General features: G+C 62.6%; 14 protein-coding genes. 9 read left to right on the top strand and 5 right to left on the bottom strand.

Features of this window, described 5'->3' with window-relative positions:
- Positions 1-4: 4 nt before the first annotated feature.
- From AC5O5I_RS04310 to AC5O5I_RS04300, 3 genes are all read right to left on the bottom strand, one after another.
- Positions 5-946, bottom strand: a complete 942-nt coding sequence (locus tag AC5O5I_RS04310) for an AEC family transporter (protein WP_494512119.1) — start codon at positions 944-946, stop codon at positions 5-7.
- 215 nt (positions 947-1,161) lie between these two features.
- The gene (locus tag AC5O5I_RS04305) at positions 1,162-1,722 is read right to left on the bottom strand and encodes a response regulator transcription factor (protein ID WP_172218995.1); all 561 of its coding nucleotides are present in this window, start codon (positions 1,720-1,722) and stop codon (positions 1,162-1,164) included.
- A complete protein-coding gene (locus tag AC5O5I_RS04300; protein ID WP_172287365.1) occupies positions 1,722-2,978 on the bottom strand; it encodes an ATP-binding protein in 1,257 nt (418 codons plus the stop codon). Before AC5O5I_RS04300 ends, AC5O5I_RS04305 begins: the two co-directional genes overlap by 1 nt.
- A gap of 201 nt (positions 2,979-3,179) precedes the next feature.
- Here AC5O5I_RS04300 and AC5O5I_RS04295 point away from each other — a divergent pair, with 201 nt between their 5' ends.
- The 9 genes from AC5O5I_RS04295 to AC5O5I_RS04255 all read left to right on the top strand — a co-directional run bounded on the left by AC5O5I_RS04295 (position 3,180) and on the right by AC5O5I_RS04255 (position 14,881).
- Positions 3,180-3,896: an SIMPL domain-containing protein gene (locus tag AC5O5I_RS04295; RefSeq protein WP_172287366.1), complete on the top strand. Its 717-nt coding sequence runs from the start codon at positions 3,180-3,182 to the stop codon at positions 3,894-3,896.
- Between the two features lie 333 nt (positions 3,897-4,229).
- Positions 4,230-5,855, top strand: coding sequence for an ABC transporter substrate-binding protein (locus AC5O5I_RS04290; protein WP_172218989.1), 1,626 nt, complete (start codon positions 4,230-4,232; stop codon positions 5,853-5,855).
- A gap of 146 nt (positions 5,856-6,001) precedes the next feature.
- Positions 6,002-7,594: an ABC transporter substrate-binding protein gene (locus AC5O5I_RS04285; RefSeq protein ID WP_494512118.1), complete on the top strand. Its 1,593-nt coding sequence runs from the start codon at positions 6,002-6,004 to the stop codon at positions 7,592-7,594.
- Between the two features lie 232 nt (positions 7,595-7,826).
- A complete protein-coding gene (locus AC5O5I_RS04280) occupies positions 7,827-9,206 on the top strand; it encodes an OprD family porin (RefSeq protein WP_494512117.1) in 1,380 nt (459 codons plus the stop codon).
- Positions 9,207-9,284: 78 nt separating this feature from the next.
- Positions 9,285-10,895, top strand: a complete 1,611-nt coding sequence (locus AC5O5I_RS04275) for an ABC transporter substrate-binding protein (RefSeq protein ID WP_494512116.1) — start codon at positions 9,285-9,287, stop codon at positions 10,893-10,895.
- Between the two features lie 91 nt (positions 10,896-10,986).
- Complete coding sequence (locus tag AC5O5I_RS04270) at positions 10,987-11,997, top strand: ABC transporter permease subunit (RefSeq protein ID WP_027920247.1); 1,011 nt, start codon at positions 10,987-10,989, stop codon at positions 11,995-11,997.
- A gap of 10 nt (positions 11,998-12,007) precedes the next feature.
- The gene (locus AC5O5I_RS04265; RefSeq protein WP_172218981.1) at positions 12,008-12,934 is read left to right on the top strand and encodes an ABC transporter permease subunit; all 927 of its coding nucleotides are present in this window, start codon (positions 12,008-12,010) and stop codon (positions 12,932-12,934) included.
- 10 nt (positions 12,935-12,944) lie between these two features.
- Positions 12,945-13,913, top strand: coding sequence for an ABC transporter ATP-binding protein (locus AC5O5I_RS04260; protein ID WP_494512115.1), 969 nt, complete (start codon positions 12,945-12,947; stop codon positions 13,911-13,913).
- Entirely contained in the window at positions 13,913-14,881 is a 969-nt protein-coding gene (locus tag AC5O5I_RS04255) for a peptide ABC transporter ATP-binding protein (RefSeq protein WP_172218977.1), read from the top strand. The genes AC5O5I_RS04260 and AC5O5I_RS04255 overlap by 1 nt, the downstream gene beginning before the upstream one ends.
- A gap of 360 nt (positions 14,882-15,241) precedes the next feature.
- On the opposite strand, the gene AC5O5I_RS04250 is transcribed toward AC5O5I_RS04255, so the two are convergent.
- Together AC5O5I_RS04250 and AC5O5I_RS04245 are read right to left on the bottom strand one after the other, a co-directional pair.
- Positions 15,242-16,141: a hypothetical protein gene (locus AC5O5I_RS04250; RefSeq protein ID WP_172287324.1), complete on the bottom strand. Its 900-nt coding sequence runs from the start codon at positions 16,139-16,141 to the stop codon at positions 15,242-15,244.
- Positions 16,142-16,499: 358 nt separating this feature from the next.
- On the bottom strand, positions 16,500-18,083 hold the full coding sequence (locus AC5O5I_RS04245; protein ID WP_172218973.1) for a peptide chain release factor 3: 1,584 nt from the start codon (positions 18,081-18,083) through the stop codon (positions 16,500-16,502).
- Positions 18,084-18,338: the final 255 nt, after the last annotated feature.

Genomic DNA, 18,338 nt, shown 5'->3' with positions numbered 1-18,338 from the left:
GGATCTAGATCCATCCGCCCCACTGCAAGATGAAAATACCAACGTTGGTGGTGATCGCCGCCATTAGCGTTGTAATGACGATGATCGACGCCGCCAGTTCATGATTGCCATTGGCCGCCCGCGCCATCACGTAGCTTGCCGCTGCGGTCGGGCTGCCGATGTACAGGAACAGGATGCCAAGTTCCGCCCCGCGGAAGCCGCACAACCACGCACCCAGTGTGCCAAGCAGGGGCAGCCAGGCCATCTTCACCAGGCTGGCATCCACGGCCAGCCTCCCGCTGTCGCGAAGCGCCGCCAGCGACAGCGTGCCGCCAATGCAGATCAGTGCCAGCGGCAGGGTCATCTGCGCCAGGTAGTCGCCCGAGGTCAGCAGCCAGTTGGGCAGCGGCACCTGGCCGTAAGCCATCGGCGCGGCCACCAGCACGCTGATGATCAGCGGGTTGCTGAAAATGCTCTTGCAGATGCTCCACGGGTCGGACTTGAGGTCCGGGCTGTATACCGCCAGCACCACCGCCGACAGCGAGTTGTACATGAGGATGACCAGGCCGGCGAGCACCGCCCCCAGGGAGATGCCGTAGTCGCCATACAGGCTGGCGGCCAGGGCCAGGCCGATCACACCGTTGTTGCCACGGAACGCGCCCTGGGTATAAATGCCGCGATCGGCCAGCGGGCTGCGCCAGATGGCCATGCCCCAGGCGATGGCAAAGCCGACCAGAGTGGCGACGATGAAATAGAGGATGACCCCCGGTTTGACTGCCGAGGCCAGGTCGGCGTGGTAGATGCCAAGGAACAGCAGTGCCGGCATGCACACGTTGAACACCAGCTGCGAGGCGACGCGGTTGAAATTGTCGTCGATCAGGTGGATGCGTTTGAGCAGTATGCCCATGAACAGCATGGCGAAGACTGGTGCCGTGATGTTCAGCGTCTGGATAAGAAGGGCGAGCATGCGCAAGCGATCCTGGAGGGGTTGCCGTCAGGTGGCCAATGATACGCCAACGGCCGGGATTTGCGGGGATCGCGGGGTGTTATAGAGAAATTTCTGTCTGTACCGGCCCTATCGCCGGCAAGCCAGCTCCCACAGGTGCTGCACAGGTTTCGGAACCAGTGGCGTCCCTGTGGGAGCTGGCTTGCCGGCGATGAGGCCGGTACAGGCGAAATGAATCAGCGCCGGACCGGGCGCTTCTGCAGTTTGCGCTGCAAGGTCCGCCGGTGCATGCCCAGCGCGCGCGCGGTGGCCGAGATATTGCCCTCGTGCTCGCCCAGCACGCGCTGGATGTGCTCCCATTGCAGGCGGTCTACCGACATCGGGTTTTCCGGCACCAGGGTATCCAGGTCGGTATGCTCCGACAGCAACGCCGCCAGCACATCGTCGGCGTCCGCCGGTTTGCACAGGTAGTTGCAGGCGCCGCGCTTGACCGCTTCCACCGCAGTGGCAATGCTCGAGTAACCGGTCAGGATCACCACGCGCATTTCCGGGTCCAGCTCCAGCAGCTTGGGCAGCAGCACCAGGCCAGAGTCGCCTTCCATCTTCAGGTCCAGCGTGGCGTAGTCCGGCAGGTCCTGCTGGGCCAGGATCAACCCCTCTTCGGCAGAGCTGGCAGTGCTTACACGGAAACCGCGGCGGCTCATGGCACGTGCCATGACCCGGGTAAAGGTGGCATCGTCATCCACCAGCAGCAGGTGCGGCAGCTCTTCGCTTTCGACCTGGTTTTCTTCGCTCATCATTCATCTCCTCGCTTGCCATGAGGCAGGCGCAGTTCGGTCAGGGTGCCACCCTGTTCATGACTATAGAGTTTCACCGAACCGCCCGCACGGGTCACGCTGGCCTTGCTCAAGAACAGGCCGAGGCCGAAGCCTTTGCCTTTGGTGGTAATGAAGGGTTTGCCGATAGCTTCGGCAATGGCCGGCGGCACGCCGGGGCCATGGTCGCGGATGCTGATGACGATGTCCTGGGCGTCCCAGTCCAGGTGCACCTGCAGGTCATCGGGGCAGGCATCTGCGGCATTGTTCAACAGGTTCAACAGCGCCTGGGTCAGGTCCGGCGGCGGGGTCAGGCGCGGCACCTGGCCGTCACGCAGGCGCTGGAAGCGGTAGCTGGCCTCCGGGCGCATCAGGTGCCAGCGGTTCAGCGCCTCGTCCAGCCAGGCGGTCACATCCTGCTCCTGCACCGCCAGGCGGCGGTTGGCTTCGGCGGCACGCACCAGCTGCTGCAGGGTTTCCTTGCACAACTTGACCTGGTCCTGGAGGATCTGCAGGTCCTCCTGCAGCAGAGGGTCGGTGTGGTCCTGGCGCATCTCGTTGATCAGTACGCTCATGGTCGCCAGGGGCGTGCCCAGCTCGTGCGCGGCACCCGCAGCCTGTGTGGCCACGGCCAGCAGTTGCTCGTCACGCAGGCTTTCTTCACGCCGCTCGGAACGCAGCTGCTCCTGGCGGCGCAGCTCTTCGGCCATGCGTGCAGCAAAGAACGTGATCACTGCCGCGGCCAGGGCGATGCTCAGCCACATGCCGTAGACCTGCATCTTGTCGCGCGCCATGGGCAGGCCTTCGAGCGGGTAGAACTGCACCAGCAGCATGCTGTAGGCGGTCAGGGCGATACCGGAAAGAATCAGCGAGTACAGCCAGGGCAATGTCACTGCGGCAATCGCCAGCGGCACCAGGTAGTACGAGACGAACGGGTTGGTGGACCCGCCGGAGTAATACAGCAAAGCGCTGTGGATCAGCAGGTCGCAGGCCAGCTGCAGGGCGTACTCCATTTCGGTGACGGGCAATGAAAGGCGCAGGCGCAGGGCCGTGAAGGCACACAACAGCGACGACAGGGCCAACGTGCCCGCCAGCGACAGCCAGGGCAACGGCAGCAGTTCGGTCCAGTAGGCGACACCCACGGAGCCGGCCTGGGCAGCCAGGACCAGTACGCGAATGACAGTCAGGCGCCAGAGGTTCTGGCGGGTAGCGGACAGCGGTTGTACGGCAGCGAGCATGAGCTCTCCTGATGAGTGCTCCAGAAAATCGGCTGGAGTATACCGAAGCCGGGGGCCTCGCTGCAGCGCTGCGGCAAAGCGCCACACTTTGTCACAGCTTCATGATGGCACTTTTGAACCCACTACACTGTTGCCGGTCTGATTGGCCATGCGTGGAATGGATGGCCACATCCCACGCCTTTTATTGCCAAGGAGTACCACATGCAAATCCCACGTCGCGGCGCCGCCCTGATCCTGTCCTGCGGCCTGCTCGCCAGCCTGCCGGCGCTGGCCGCCGATGAACCGCGTTACAACCAGGTTTCGCTGCGCGCCGAAGTCAGCAAGGAAGTGCCGCGCGACCTGATGGTCGTGACCCTGTACAGCGAAGCGCAGAACACCGACCCGGGCAAGCTCGCCAAGCAGATCACCGAAACCATGAACAAGGCGGTGCAGCAGTCGCGCCAGGTCAAGGACGTGAAGATCAGCCAGGGCAGCCGCAACAGCTACCCGGTCTATGACAGCAAGGGCCAGAAGATCACCGGCTGGCGCGAACGCGCCGAACTGCGCCTGGAAAGCGCCGACTTCCCGGCCCTGTCCCAGCTCACCGCCGACCTGCTGCAGGAACTGAAGATGGGCGGCATGGACTTCTCCATCGCCCCGGCCACGCGCAAGACCAGCGAAGACGCCCTGCTCAAGGATGCGGTCGATGCCTTCAAGGCGCGCGCGCAACTGGCCACCGAGGCGTTGGGCGGCAAGGGCTACAAAGTGGTCAGCTTGAACCTCAACAGCAGCGGCTACCCACGCCCGTACATGCGCAGTGCACCAATGGCGATGAAGGCCATGGGCGCGGATGAAGCGGCGCCGGCGCCGGATATCGAAGCCGGGACCAGTGAAGTGAGCATGAATGCTGATGGTTTGATCGAAGTGCAGATGCCGTAAGGCCACATAGTCCCTGTGGGAGCGGGCACGCCCGCTCCCACAGGGACCGCGTCAACGCCAAATCAAGTGTTTTCAGACCTTTCCTACGCGCCATAAAGGTGCCGCCTACAAATATCCCCGCCTCGAAACATCCAGCAAAATGCCATCATTTTGCCTGCGCAAACGTTTAACTTCGCCGAAAGTTATACCGATGCGACATCCATGTACGCTCGTACTACTTTTCTGACGCCAACTATCCTTATGCCTGTTGCATTGGGATCACCCCCTGCATAAGTATCCGCAGGTCGGCTCACGAGGCCACCTCAATCGAAAAATGACAACAATGAGGCCACCATGCTCAAACACGCAGTCATTCCGTTCCTGCTAGGCGCAGGTCTGCTCACCGGTGCTCCGTCGGCACTTGCCGCGTCCAACCTGGTGTTCTGCTCCGAAGGCAGCCCGGCAGGCTTCGACCCAGGGCAGTACACCACCGGCACAGACTTCGATGCCTCGGCCGAGACCGTGTTCAACCGCCTCACCCAGTTCGAACGCGGCGGCACTGCAGTCATCCCGGGGCTGGCGACCAAATGGGAAGTGTCCGACGACGGCAAGACCTACACCTTCCACCTGCGCGAAGGGGTCAAGTTCCACACCACCGACTACTTCAAGCCCAGCCGCCCCTTCAACGCCGACGACGTGCTGTTCACCTTCAACCGCATGCTCGACAAGGACCACCCGTTCCGCAAGGTCTACCCCACCGAGTTCCCGTACTTCACCGACATGGGCATGGACAAGAACATCGCCAAGCTCGAGAAGCTCGACGAGCACACGGTGAAGTTCACCCTCAACGAAGTGGACGCAGCGTTCATCCAGAACCTGGCCATGAGCTTCGCCTCCATTCAGTCCGCCGAATACGCCGACCAGCTGCTCAAGGGCGGCAAGCCCGCCGACATCAACCAGAAGCCGATCGGCACCGGCCCGTTCGTGTTCAGCAAGTACCAGAAGGACGCGCAGATCCGCTTCAAGGGCAACAAGGACTACTGGAAGCCCGAGGACGTGAAGATCGACAACCTGATCTTCGCCATCACTACCGACGCCTCGGTGCGCATGCAGAAGCTGAAGAAGAACGAGTGCCAGGTCACCCTGTTCCCGCGCCCGGCCGATATCGAGCCGCTGAAGGCCGACAAGAACCTGCAGATGCCGCAGCAGGCCGGCTTCAACCTGGGCTACATCGCCTACAACGTGATGGACAAGATCAAGGGCAGCAACGAGCCCAACCCCATGGCCCAGCTGAAGGTGCGCCAGGCACTGGACATGGCCGTGGACAAGAAGAAGATCATCGAATCGGTGTATCAGGGCGCGGGCCAGCTGGCAGTCAACGCCATGCCGCCGACCCAGTGGTCCTATGACGACAGTATCAAGGACGCCCCGTTCGACCCCGAAAAAGCCAGGCAGCTGCTCAAGGAAGCCGGCATCAAGGACGGTACCGAGATCAGCCTGTGGGCCATGCCCGTGCAACGGCCATACAACCCCAATGCCAAGCTGATGGCCGAAATGCTGCAGTCCGACTGGGCCAAGATCGGCATCAAGGCGAAGATCGTCAGCTATGAATGGGGCGAGTACATCAAGCGCTCCAAGGGCGGCGAACAGGGCGCCATGCTGATTGGCTGGAGCGGTGACAACGGTGACCCGGACAACTGGCTGGGCACGCTTTACGGTTGCGATGCCGTGGACGGCAACAACTTCTCCAAATGGTGCTACAAGCCCTACGACGACCTGATCAAGCAGGCCAAGGCCACCTCCGACCAGGCCAGACGCACCGCGCTGTACCAGCAGGCGCAGCACATCCTCAAGGAGCAGGTGCCGATCACCCCGATCGCCCACTCCACCGTGTACCAGCCCATGAGCGCCAAAGTGAAGGACTTCAAGATCAGCCCGTTTGCGCTGAACTCCTTCTACGGCGTCAGCGTGGACAAATAGGGTAACGCCGGCGCCCGCCGAGCCGCGGGCGCCCCTTCCTCCAGCAACTTTTGCATGTCGTCCTGCGGCTATCCGCTGCGGGGTCGGCGAACTGTTGCCGTCATTCGTACCCCGAGACGGCGCAAACAGACGAAAAAGGACTTGCCATGCGCCACGCTACCCGCCTTTCGACCCTGCTGGCCCTGGGCCTGATGAGCCAGTCACCGGCCTTGCTGGCCAACAACCTGGTGTTCTGTTCCGAAGGCAGCCCCGCAGGCTTCGACACCGCCCAGTACACCAGCGCCACCGACAACGACGCCGCCGAGCCGATCTACAACCGCCTGGTCGAGTTCGAACGCGGCGGCACAGCCGTGCACCCTGCTTTGGCGACCCGCTGGGAAGTCTCCGACGATGGCCTGCGCTATACCTTCCAACTGCGCGAGAGGGTCAAGTTCCACAGCAACAAGGCCTTTACCCCGAGCCGCGACTTCAATGCCGACGATGTGCTGTTCACCTTCAATCGCATGCTCGACAAGGACCACCCGTTCCGCAAGGCGTACCCTACCGAGTTCCCCTATTTCATCAGCATGGGCCTGGACAAGAACATCGCCGGTGTCGACAAGGTCGACCCGCTGACCGTGGTGTTCACCCTGAATACGGTCGACGCCGCGTTCATCCAGAACCTGGCCATGAGCTTCGCCTCGATACTGTCTGCCGAATACGCCGAGCAACTGCTGGCCAGCGGTCGCCCCAGCGACATCAACCAGCAACCGATCGGCACCGGGGCGTTTGTGTTCCAGCGTTACCAGAAGGACTCGCAGATCCGCTACAAGGGCAACAAGGACTATTGGGCACCGGAGCAGGTCAAGCTCGACAACCTGGTGTTCTCGATCAACATCGACCCTTCGGTGCGCATCCAGAAGCTACGGCGCAACGAGTGCCAGGTCACCCTGCACCCACGCCCGGCCGACCTGCCGGCGCTCAAGGCCGACAGCAAGTTGCAGGTGTTGCAGCAACCGGGCTTCAACCTTGGCTACATCGCCTACAACACCCAGCACCCCCCTTTCGACCGCCTGGAAGTGCGCCAGGCGATGGACATGGCAGTCAACAAGCAAGCGATTCTCCAGGCGGTGTACCAAGACTCCGGCCAACGGGCAGTCAACGCCATGCCGCCAACCCAATGGTCCTACGACAAAAGCCTGAAGGACGCACCCTACGACCCGGAAAAGGCCAGGCAGCTCTTGCAGCAGGCGGGGGTCAAGCCGGGCACCGAGGTCACCCTCTGGGCCATGCCGGTGCAGCGCCCGTATAACCCCAACGCCAAGCTGATGGCCGAAATGCTCCAGGCCGACTGGAACAAGCTCGGCTTCAAGGTGCGCATCGTCAGCTACGAATGGGGCGAGTACCTCAAGCGCATGAAAAGCGGCGAACACGACATCGCCCTGATCGGCTGGACCGGTGACAACGGCGACCCGGACAACTGGCTGGGCACCCTCTATAGCTGCGATGCCATCGGCAGCAACAACTACTCGCTGTGGTGCGATCCGCAGTACGACAGCCTGGTCAAACAGGCCAAGCAGGTAACCGATCGCGCGCAGCGCAGCGCGCTGTACCAGCAAGCCCAGCAGCGGCTAAAGCAGCAGGTCCCGATTACCCCGGTGGCGCATTCCACGGTCAACCAGCCACTTGGCATCAAGGTTTCCGGGTTCAAGGTCAGCCCGTTCGGGCGCAATGATTTTTCCGGTGTGAGTGTTGACTGATTTTTAACCTGCACCGGCCTCATCGCCGGCAAGCCAGCTCCCACAAAGTACTCCACAGATCTCGGGACCTACCCAGTTCCCTGTGGGAGCCGGCTTGCCGGCGATTGGGCCAGCACAGGCAACACATCTCCCCAATTTTGCCCGGCGATCCCGTGGCACCCCTGGCAACACCGCTACAAGCACCCCGGCTCACAAGGCCGGCAATAACTAGAAAAGAAAAGGAGCTTCAACCTTGAAAGCATTCACCTTGACCGCACTGGCGTTATCCATCGGTGCCTTGACCACCATGGCCCAGGCCGACCCGCAAAGCCAGGCTTTCATCCCCATCACCTTGAAGGACAGCAGCGAGCAGGCCCAGGCCAGCGGTTTCATCGACGGCCAGAGCCTGTCCGGTAGCACCCGCAACTGGTACGCCCGCGAACGCGCCGCACGCGCCCCGCTGTGGAAGTACTACAAGAATGACGGCACCCGCCACGACACCCACAGCCGCGAAAACTGGCTACAGGGCACCATCCTCAACTACAGCTCGGGCTTCACCGAGGGCACTGTGGGCTTTGCCGTCGAGGCCGCCGGCTACAACGCCATCGCCCTGCAGCAGAGCCGCCAGGCCATTGCCGGGCCCAATAACCGCACACTGACCCACAGCGACGGCGATCCCATCGGCCAGTGGAGCAAACTGGGCCTGGGCAACATCAAGGCGCGCGTGTCCAACACCACCCTGACCCTGGGCCGCCAGTCGGTGGATACGCCGATGCTCGCCTACATCGGCAACCGTGCCCTGCCCTCAAGCTTCCAGGGCGCGTTCCTGCACAGCGCCGAGTTCGACAACCTCAGCATCGACCTGGGCACCTTCGACCGCGTCTCGCCACGTACCGAGCAGAGCCTGAGCAAGTTCCGCAGCGAGTACGGCGCCGCCGGCGTTGAAACCGACCGCGCCAGCACCGCCGGCATCAACTACCAGCCGTTCAGAAGCCTCAGCACCAGCCTGTACGCCACCAAGGTCGACGACTTCTGGAACCAGTACTACTTCGGCGCCAACCACGTGCTCGGCGACAGCGCGGTGCTCAGCCTGAACACCGGCCTGAACTACTACAAGACTGTCGACGCCGGCAGCCAGAAGATGGGCAAGATCGACAACGACACCTACAGCCTGTCGCTCGGACTGACCCATCAGGCGCACACCCTCAGCGCTTCGTGGCAGCAGGTGGACGGCAACGAGTACTTCGACTACCTGCACGAAACCAACGGCATCTTCCTGGCCAACTCGCTGCTGTCGGACTTCAACGGCCCCAACGAGAAGTCGCTGCAGATTTCCTACGTGCTGAACATGGCGCCCTATGGCGTGCCGGGCCTGAAGTTCAACCTGTACAACGCCCGCGGCTGGGGCATCGATGGCACGCACTACCGCGGCACGGCCTATGACGTGAAAGGCCTGGATGGCGAAACCCACTACGAGTGGGGCATCGGCAGCAGCTACGCGGTGCAGAGCGGGCCGCTGAAAGACACCAGCATCCGCGCCACCTACACCACCCACCGCGCCAGCAAGGCCCAGGGCGATGGCAGCCTGGACGAGTTCCGCGTGGTGACCACCATTCCGTTCAACATTCTCTGACCGTTGACGCCACGGTCCGCTTCACGGCGGGCCGTGGCGGCTACGCTGGAACCCATGCAAGCAGGGAGAACTCAACCCATGCAGAAAGCTTTCATGAAATCGCTACCGCTGCGCCTTGCCCTGGCCGCACTGGTCCTGGGCAGTGCCACGCAGCTGGCGGCCAAGCCGCTGGTGGTATGCACCGAAGCCAGCCCGGAAGGGTTCGACGTGGTCCAGTACACCACCGGGGTCACCTTCGATGCCACCGCAGAAACGCTGTTCAACCGCCTGGTCGACTTCAAGCCCGGTACCACCGACGTGCAGCCAGCCCTGGCCGAACGCTGGGACATTTCGGCAGATGGCCTGACCTACACCTTCCACCTGCGCCAGGGAGTGAAGTTCCACACCACTGACTACTTCACCCCCACCCGGGACTTCAACGCCGACGACGTGCTGTGGAGCTTGCGGCGCCAGCTCGACCCGGCCCACCCGTGGCATGGCAAGACCAGTGTCGGCTACCCGTACTTCGAAAGCATGTCCTTCAGCCGCCTGCTCAAGTCGGTGGAAAAGATCGACGAGCACACCGTGGTGATCACCCTGGTCCGTCCCGAATCGCCGTTCCTGCGTGACATGGCAATGGCCTTTACCTCGATCTACTCCGCCGAATACGGCGACCAGTTGCTCAAGGCCGGTAACACCGCCCAATTGAACAGCAAGCCGATCGGCACCGGCCCGTTCATCTTCCAGCGCTACAACAAGGACGCCCAGGTCCGCTTCAAGGCCAACCCCGACTACTTCCGCGGCAAGCCGCCAGCCGAGAGCCTGGTATTCGCCATCAGTACCGACAGCAACGTGCGCTTGCAGAAGCTGCGCGCCAACGAATGCCAGGTCGCCGTGTACCCCAAACCGGAGGACGTGCCGTCGATCAAGGCCGACCCCAGGCTCAAGGTGGCCGAGACCGAAGCGCTGGTCACCGGCTATATCGCCATGAATACCCAGCACAAGTACCTCAGCGACGTGCGCGTGCGTAAAGCCATCAACATGGCCTTCGACCGGCAGAGCCATGTTGACCAGCTGTTTGGCAACGGCAACGCGCTAGTGGGCGTGAACCCGTACCCGCCGACCATGATCGGCTACAACACCAGCAACCAGAACCCACCCCGCGACCTCGACAAGGCGCGTGCCTTGCTCAAGGAAGCTGGCGTACCGGAAGGCGCAGTGATCACGTTGTTCACCCGTAACGGCGGCGGCATGACCAACCCCAACCCGCGCCTGTCCGCCGAAATGCTGCAGGCCGACCTGAAACAGATCGGCCTGAAGCTGGACATTCGCGTGATGGAGTGGGCCGAAATGCTGCGCCGGGCGAAAAAGGGCGAAGCCGACCTGGTGTCCACCGGCTGGGCAGGTGACAACGCCGACCCGGACAACTTTCTTACCCCGCTGCTGAGCTGCGAAGCGGCAAAAAACGGCGAGAACTACGCGCGCTGGTGCAACTCGAAATTCCAGGACCTGATTACCCAGGCCCGCGAGGTGATCGACAACGACGAACGCGCAAGGCTCTATAGCGAGGCATTGAAAGTGTACGATGACGACCAACCCTGGATCAGCATGGCCCACCCGAAGGTGTTCACGGCCATGCGTGACAACGTGGAGGGCTACGTGATCAGCCCTCTGACCAACAACAACTTCGCCACCACCAAGGTGAAGTAGAACAACAACGACCGCCGGCAACCCTCACGGGGACCGGCGGCACTGCCGTCGCGCGCTGTTGGCCGCACGGCCTGATGAGGTAACCCCGACAATGTTGAGTTTTATTGCCCGGCGCCTTGGCCTGCTGATACCGACCTTTTTCGGCATCACCTTGCTCACCTTCGCGCTTATACGCCTGATCCCCGGCGACCCGGTGGAAGTGATGATGGGCGAGCGCAGGGTCGACCCCGAAATGCATGCCCAGGCCATGGAGCGCCTGGGCCTGAACAAGCCGCTGCCGGTCCAGTACCTGGACTACGTCGGCAAGCTGGCCCACGGTGACCTGGGTGAATCGCTGCGCACCCGCGAAAGCGTGTGGACCGAGTTCCTCACCCTGTTCCCCGCTACCCTCGAACTGGCCCTGGCCGCCCTGCTGTTCGCCGGCGTCGTCGGCCTGCTGGCCGGGGTGATCGCCGCGCTCAAGCGTGGCTCGCTGTTCGACCATGGGGTGATGGGCATATCGCTGGCCGGCTACTCGATGCCGATCTTCTGGTGGGGCCTGATCCTGATCATGTTCTTCTCGGTCAGCCTGGGCTGGACCCCGGTGTCCGGGCGCATCGACCTGCTCTACGACATCGAGCCGAAGACCGGCTTCATGCTCATCGACACCCTGCTCAGCGACGAAGAAGGCGCGTTCAAGGACGCGGTGATGCACCTGATCCTGCCGGCCATCGTGCTCGGTACCATCCCGCTGGCGGTGATCGCCCGCATGACCCGCTCGTCGATGCTCGAAGTGCTGCGCGAGGACTATATCCGCACCGCCCGCGCCAAGGGCCTGTCGCCAGCCCGCGTGGTGTTCGTGCACGGCCTGCGCAACGCGCTGATCCCGGTTCTGACCGTATTCGGCCTGCAGGTCGGCACGCTGCTGGCGGGGGCGGTGCTGACCGAAACCATCTTTTCATGGCCGGGCATCGGCAAGTGGCTGATCGAAGCCATCGGCGCCCGCGACTACCCCGTGGTCCAGAACGGCATCCTGTTGATCGCCTGCCTGGTAATCCTGGTCAACTTCGTCGTGGACATTCTCTACGGCCTGGCCAACCCACGCATCCGTCATCAGCGCTGAGGCCCTTGCCATGACTAGCCCGATTGCAAAACCTGTGGCGCCGGCCAGCCCGGTGGACCACAGCCTGCTCTACCCTTCGCCGTACAAAGAGTTCTGGCAAGCCTTCGCGCGCAACAAGGGCGCGGTAATGGGCCTGGCCTTCATGTGCCTGGTGGTGTTCTGCGCACTGTTCGCACCCTGGGTCGCCCCGCATGACCCGAGCGAGCAATACCGCGACTTCCTGCTGACCCCGCCGGTGTGGCTCGAAGGCGGCACCTGGCAGTTCATCCTCGGTACCGACGAACTGGGCCGCGACCTGCTTTCGCGGTTGATCCAGGGCGCGCGGCTGTCGTTGCTGATCGGCCTGTCGTCGGTGGTGATGTCGCTGATCCCGGGCATCCTGCTGGGCCTGCTGGCCGGCTTTTTCCCGCAAATTCTCGGGCCGTCGATCATGCGCCTGATGGACGTGATGCTGGCCCTGCCGTCGTTGCTGCTGGCCGTGGCCATCGTCGCCATCCTCGGCCCAGGCCTGATCAACACGGTGATTGCCATCGCCATCGTTTCGCTGCCCTCCTACGTGCGCCTGACCCGCGCTGCGGTGATGGGCGAACTGAACCGCGACTACGTCACCGCCGCGCGCCTGGCCGGTGCCGGGCTGCCGCGGCTGATGTTCGTCACCGTGCTGCCCAACTGCATGGCGCCGCTGATCGTGCAGGCCACCTTGAGCTTTTCTTCGGCGATTCTGGATGCCGCCGCCCTGGGCTTCCTGGGCCTGGGCGTACAACCGCCAACCCCCGAGTGGGGCACCATGCTGGCGTCGGCCCGTGACTACATCGAGCGCGCCTGGTGGGTGGTGAGCCTGCCGGGCATCACCATTCTGCTCAGTGTGCTGGCAATCAACCTGATGGGCGACGGCCTGCGCGATGCGCTGGACCCGAAACTCAAGAACGCCGCCTGAGGAGAACGCCATGTCACTGTTGCAGATCAATAACCTCAACGTGCGCTTCGGCGACGCCAACGCAGTACCGGTGGTCGACGGCCTGGACCTGGTGGTGGACGCCGGCGAGATCCTGGCCATCGTCGGCGAGTCCGGTTCGGGTAAATCGGTGACCATGATGGCCCTGATGGGGCTGATCGACGCGCCGGGGCGCATTACCGCCGATACCCTCAACTTCGACGGCACCGACATGCTCAAGCTCAGCGGCCGGCAGCGGCGCAAAGTGGTGGGCAAGGACATCGCGATGGTCTTCCAGGACCCGATGACCGCGCTCAACCCCAGCTATACGGTGGGCTTCCAGATCGAGGAAGTGCTGCGCCAGCACCTTGGCCTGAAAGGCAAGGCGGCGCGCCAACGGGCCCTGGAGCTGTTGAAAAAGGTGGAAATCCCGGCTGCGGAAAGCCGCCTGGATGCCTACCCGCACCAACTGTCCGGCGGCATGAGCCAACGTGTGGCCATTGCCATGGCAATTGCCGGCGAGCCCAAGCTGCTGATCGCTGACGAGCCCACTACCGCGCTCGACGTGACCATCCAGGCCCAGATCATGGAACTGCTGGTCAACTTGCAGAAAGAACGCAACATGGCGCTGATCCTGATCACCCATGACCTCGCCGTAGTTGCCGAAACGGCCAGGCGAGTGTGCGTGATGTACGCCGGCCAGGCCGTGGAAGTCGGCCAGGTACCCGAGCTGTTCGATGTGCCCGCCCACCCCTACAGCGAAGCCTTGCTGGCGGCGATCCCCGAGCACAGCATCGGCGCCGAACGCCTGGCCACCCTGCCCGGCATCGTCCCCGGCCGCTACGACCGCCCGGTCGGTTGCCTGCTGTCGCCGCGCTGTCCGTATGTGCAGGACAACTGCCGAAACCAGCGCCCGTCCCTCGACCCCAAGGCGCATAGCCTGGTGCGTTGCTTCTACCCGCTGAACCAGGAGGTGGCGTGATGGCCGTCGTTCTATCCGCCCGGGCGCTGACCCGGCATTACCAAGTGTCCCGCGGGCTGTTCAAGGGCCATGCCCTGGTTCAGGCGCTGAATGGCGTGTCGTTCGAGCTGGAAGCTGGCAAGACCCTGGCGGTGGTCGGCGAGTCCGGCTGCGGCAAGTCGACCCTGGCGCGTGCCCTGACCCTGATCGAAGAGCCATCCTCGGGCTCGTTGCAGATCGCCGGCACCGAGGTGACAGGCGCCAGCAAGGCCGAACGCAAGCAACTGCGCCGTGATGTGCAGATGGTGTTCCAGAGCCCCTATGCCTCGCTCAACCCGCGGCAGAAGATTGGTGACCAACTGGCCGAGCCACTGCTGATCAACACCTCGCTGAGCAAGGCCGAACGGCGCGAGAAGGTGCAGAAGATGATGGAACAGGTCGGCCTGCGGCCCGAGCACTACCAGCGCTACCCGCACATGTTTTCCGGTGGCCAGCGCCAGCGTATCGCCCTGGCCAGGGCGATGATGCTGCAGCCCAAGGTGCTGGTGGCGGACGAACCGACCTCGGCGCTGGACGTGTCGATCCAGGCCCAGGTGCTGAACCTGTTCATGGACCTGCAGAAGGAGTTCAACACCGCCTACGTGTTCATCTCGCACAACCTGGCGGTAGTGCGGCATGTGGCTGACCAGGTGCTGGTGATGTACCTGGGGCGGCCGGCGGAGATGGGGCCCAAGGCGGATATCTACGAGAAGCCGCTGCATCCCTATACCCAGGCGCTGCTGTCGGCCACGCCGGCTATTCATCCGGACCCACTCAAACCAAAGATACGCATTGTTGGCGAGCTGCCCAACCCGTTGAATCCGCCGGATGGCTGTGCGTTTCACAAGCGCTGCCCGTATGCGACCGAGCGGTGCGCCAAGGAGGTGCCGGCGCTGCGACAGGTCAGTACCCGGCAGGTAGCGTGCCACTATGCCGAGCAGTTTCTTTGATCGTTGATTAAGGGCGGGCCGCTTTGCGGCCCATCGCCGGCAAGCCAGGCTCCCACAAGTACGGCGCAGGGCGTGAATTCGATGCGGTCTGGGTGGGAGCTGGCTTGCCGGCGATTGGCCGCAAAGCGGCCCCGGCTATTTCAATGCATGAACAACCAGATCAGGATGATCACCGGGATCGGCACCCCGATCATCCACAGCAATATCGAGCGCATGGCCTGTCTCCTTGTCGAGCGCCAAAGCAAAGGGCGGCATAAGCCGCCCCTCGATTCAGTGCATGAACAGTGCAATCAGGATAATCACGGGAATCGGTACCCCGATCATCCACAACAGTATCGAGCGCATGGCAGTTCTCCTTGCTTAACGTTGAATGGTCCGGTGAGCGACGTAGTCACCTTCAAGCCACTGCACGCGGTCACGTTGACGGCCACCGTACAGCGCCGCGACGCTGGCGAAGAACGCGCCGCACAGCAGTGCGACAAAGGTCCACAGCGCCGTCCAGGCGGCAACCTTGGCAGCGGTGTCGGCCGCTTGCTTGGCGTCGGTCTTCAGCTGCTGTACCTGGGCCATCACCTGGTCGACACGTGCCTCTGCTTCGGCCTGGCTCAGGCGGGTACGCTGCGCCACCAGTTGCGCCAGGTAGGCGCGATCTTCGGCAGGCAATGCCTGGTCACTGGCAATCCCTTTGGCCAGGATGCGTGCGGCTACACCGTTGGCGGCATCGTCGCTGACCGGTGCCGGGCCATCGCCACGGAACAGGCTGTCGACGAAGTAACCCATCGAGTCATTATTGCTACCCGCCGCTGCTGCACCACCTGCTGCTACCGACATGGTCGCGGCCTGTGACGCGGCACTGGCACCGGCACCTACCAGGTTGCCAGCTGCACCCAGTACCAGCATCGCCGCTACCAGCGTGGCTACAGCCCAGGACAGGAAGCCATGTGCGGTATCGCGGAAATATACCTCGTCACCGTGCAGGTTGGCCCATTTCACCCGCAGCCGACCGGCAATGTAGCCGCCCAGCCCTGAGGCGATGATCTGCGTCAGCAGCAGCCAGACAATGGTGGAGACGCCCAGGGCCTTGGCACTTGCACCCTCATCAGCCCAGGGCGAAGTGGCCGCAAAGCCAAGGCCCGCACCCAGTACCACAAGGATGAGAGACAAGGCTGCAGCAGTAGCGGCGCCAGCGAAGATAGCCGCCCAGGAAACCCCTGAGCGGCTTTGGGTATCGACAACGGGGTAGTCGGCAGAGGTGATCATGATGTTTGGCCCTATGTTGTTAGCGAGAAATCCATTCGCGCAGTAACCATTGCAGCAGCCATGCCATTTGTGACAAAAAATGACCATCATTAAAATCAATGACTTAGTGAAATATGCTGTTTCAGAACCGTGCAAAATGCGCGAGAGGCGCTCAGGCATCAGGTGTTCTGCATTCTTGGGTCAATTGACGATCTGGGGTTCAGCGCCGGATCAATTCGCTGTCGACGCTCTACAAGTGCCCCGCCACCACACCGGCAGTGCCGCCTGCAGGCGGGTCGTGGCGACCTCGTTGCGGAGTTCAGGGAGTGTTTGATGAAGTGAACTGAAATGGGGCCGCGTTGCGGCCCCATTTCAGTTATCAGTGATGTTCGCGGGTAGCGCGGAACTTGACGTCCGGCCAGCGCTCTTCCATCAGTGCCAGGTTGACCCGGGTCGGGGCCAGGTAGGTCAGGTGCCCGCCACCGTCGATGGCCAGGTTTTCCATGGCCTTGGTCTGGAATTCCTCGAGCTTCTTCTTGTCGTCGCAGCTGATCCAGCGCGCCGACCAGACGGTGATCGGTTCGTATGCGCATTCCACCTTGTACTCTTCCTTAAGGCGGCTGGCGACCACGTCGAACTGCAGCACACCCACCGCACCCAGGATGATGTCGTTGCTGCGCTCCGGGAAGAACACCTGCGTTGCACCCTCTTCGGCCAACTGCTGCAGGCCCTGGCGCAACTGCTTGGATTTCAGCGGGTCCTTCAGGCGTACGCGGCGGAACAGTTCCGGGGCGAAGTGCGGGATACCGGTGAAGCCCAGCGCCTCGCCTTCGGTGAAGGTGTCGCCGATCTGGATGGTGCCGTGGTTGTGCAGGCCGATGATGTCACCGGCAAACGCCTCTTCCAGTTGCTCACGCTCGGAGGAGAAGAAGGTCAGTGCATCGCCGATGCGCAAGTCTTTGCCGGTACGCACATGACGCATCTTCATGCCCTTCTCGTACTTGCCCGAGCAAATGCGCATGAAGGCGATACGGTCGCGGTGCTTCGGGTCCATGTTCGCCTGGATCTTGAACACGAAGCCGGTGAACTTCTCTTCCACCGGCTCCACGGTGCGCTCGTGGGCGACACGGGCCAGCGGGCGCGGCGCCCAGTCGACAACCGCGTCGAGCACATGGTCTACGCCGAAGTTGCCCAGTGCGGTACCGAAGAACACCGGGGTCAGCTGGCCGTTGATGAACTCGTCCTGATCGAACTCATGGCAGGCGCCCTGGACCAGTTCGAGCTGTTCGAGGAAACGATCATATTCGTCCCCCAGGTGCGCACGGGCTTCATCGGAGTCGAGCTTCTCGATGATCTTCACCTCGGTACGCTCATGGCCGTGGCCCGGGGTGTAGACAATGATGTAGTCACCGCGCAGGTGGTACACGCCCTTGAAGTCGCGGTAGCAACCGATCGGCCAGGTGATTGGCGCGGCCTTGATCTTGAGCACGGCTTCGATTTCGTCGAGCAGTTCGATCGGGTCGCGGATATCACGGTCGAGTTTGTTGATGAAGCTGACGATGGGCGTGTCGCGCAGGCGGCACACGTCCATCAGGGCTATGGTCCGCGGCTCTACACCTTTACCGCCGTCGAGCACCATCAGCGCCGAGTCCACCGCGGTCAGGGTGCGGTAGGTGTCTTCCGAGAAGTCTTCGTGGCCGGGGGTGTCGAGCAGGTTGATCATGTGCTCCCGGTACGGGAACTGCATCACCGAGGTGGTGATGGAGATGCCGCGCTGCTTCTCCATTTCCATCCAGTCGGAGGTGGCGTGGCGGTCGGACTTGCGCGACTTCACGGTACCGGCGACGGCAATGGCCTTGCCCATCAGCAACAGCTTCTCGGTGATGGTGGTCTTACCGGCGTCGGGGTGGGAAATGATTGCGAAAGTGCGGCGCTTCGCGACTTCGGCGGCCTGGTTGGTCATGGGAAATCGCCTGACTGGGGGATTTTAAAAGGGGCGATATCATACCTGAAGTTGGGCGGGGACCAAAATTTGCTGAACAGGCGGCGCTTGGTACGGCCCTTTCGTGGGTGAATAGGCCGGCCCTGCCACAACAAATTTTCCAGGCAATTGCTTTATCACGGCAAATGGCCACAGGGTAGTTGTTTCAACGCCCGCAGCACATTAACCCACTGTTTTTTCTCGCCATAATTACGCACACCCAGTGATTAACGCTGG

The sequence above is a fragment of the Pseudomonas sp. 9_2_1 genome, assembly GCF_059295275.1.
The sequence above is the reverse complement of the archived record's forward strand: the minus strand, read 5'-3'. Positions and strand labels throughout refer to the sequence as shown.

Excerpts from the sequence above, each read along its gene's own strand:
- AC5O5I_RS04310 (WP_494512119.1), bottom strand. The coding sequence starts at position 946 with ATGCTCGCCCTTCTTATCCAGACGCTGAACATCACGGCACCAGTCTTC.
- AC5O5I_RS04305 (WP_172218995.1), bottom strand. The coding sequence starts at position 1,722 with ATGAGCGAAGAAAACCAGGTCGAAAGCGAAGAGCTGCCGCACCTGCTG.
- AC5O5I_RS04300 (WP_172287365.1), bottom strand. The coding sequence starts at position 2,978 with ATGCTCGCTGCCGTACAACCGCTGTCCGCTACCCGCCAGAACCTCTGG.
- AC5O5I_RS04295 (WP_172287366.1), top strand. The coding sequence starts at position 3,180 with ATGCAAATCCCACGTCGCGGCGCCGCCCTGATCCTGTCCTGCGGCCTG.
- AC5O5I_RS04290 (WP_172218989.1), top strand. The coding sequence starts at position 4,230 with ATGCTCAAACACGCAGTCATTCCGTTCCTGCTAGGCGCAGGTCTGCTC.
- AC5O5I_RS04285 (WP_494512118.1), top strand. The coding sequence starts at position 6,002 with ATGCGCCACGCTACCCGCCTTTCGACCCTGCTGGCCCTGGGCCTGATG.
- AC5O5I_RS04275 (WP_494512116.1), top strand. The coding sequence starts at position 9,285 with ATGCAGAAAGCTTTCATGAAATCGCTACCGCTGCGCCTTGCCCTGGCC.
- AC5O5I_RS04270 (WP_027920247.1), top strand. The coding sequence starts at position 10,987 with ATGTTGAGTTTTATTGCCCGGCGCCTTGGCCTGCTGATACCGACCTTT.
- AC5O5I_RS04265 (WP_172218981.1), top strand. The coding sequence starts at position 12,008 with ATGACTAGCCCGATTGCAAAACCTGTGGCGCCGGCCAGCCCGGTGGAC.
- AC5O5I_RS04260 (WP_494512115.1), top strand. The coding sequence starts at position 12,945 with ATGTCACTGTTGCAGATCAATAACCTCAACGTGCGCTTCGGCGACGCC.
- AC5O5I_RS04255 (WP_172218977.1), top strand. The coding sequence starts at position 13,913 with ATGGCCGTCGTTCTATCCGCCCGGGCGCTGACCCGGCATTACCAAGTG.
- AC5O5I_RS04250 (WP_172287324.1), bottom strand. The coding sequence starts at position 16,141 with ATGATCACCTCTGCCGACTACCCCGTTGTCGATACCCAAAGCCGCTCA.
- AC5O5I_RS04245 (WP_172218973.1), bottom strand. The coding sequence starts at position 18,083 with ATGACCAACCAGGCCGCCGAAGTCGCGAAGCGCCGCACTTTCGCAATC.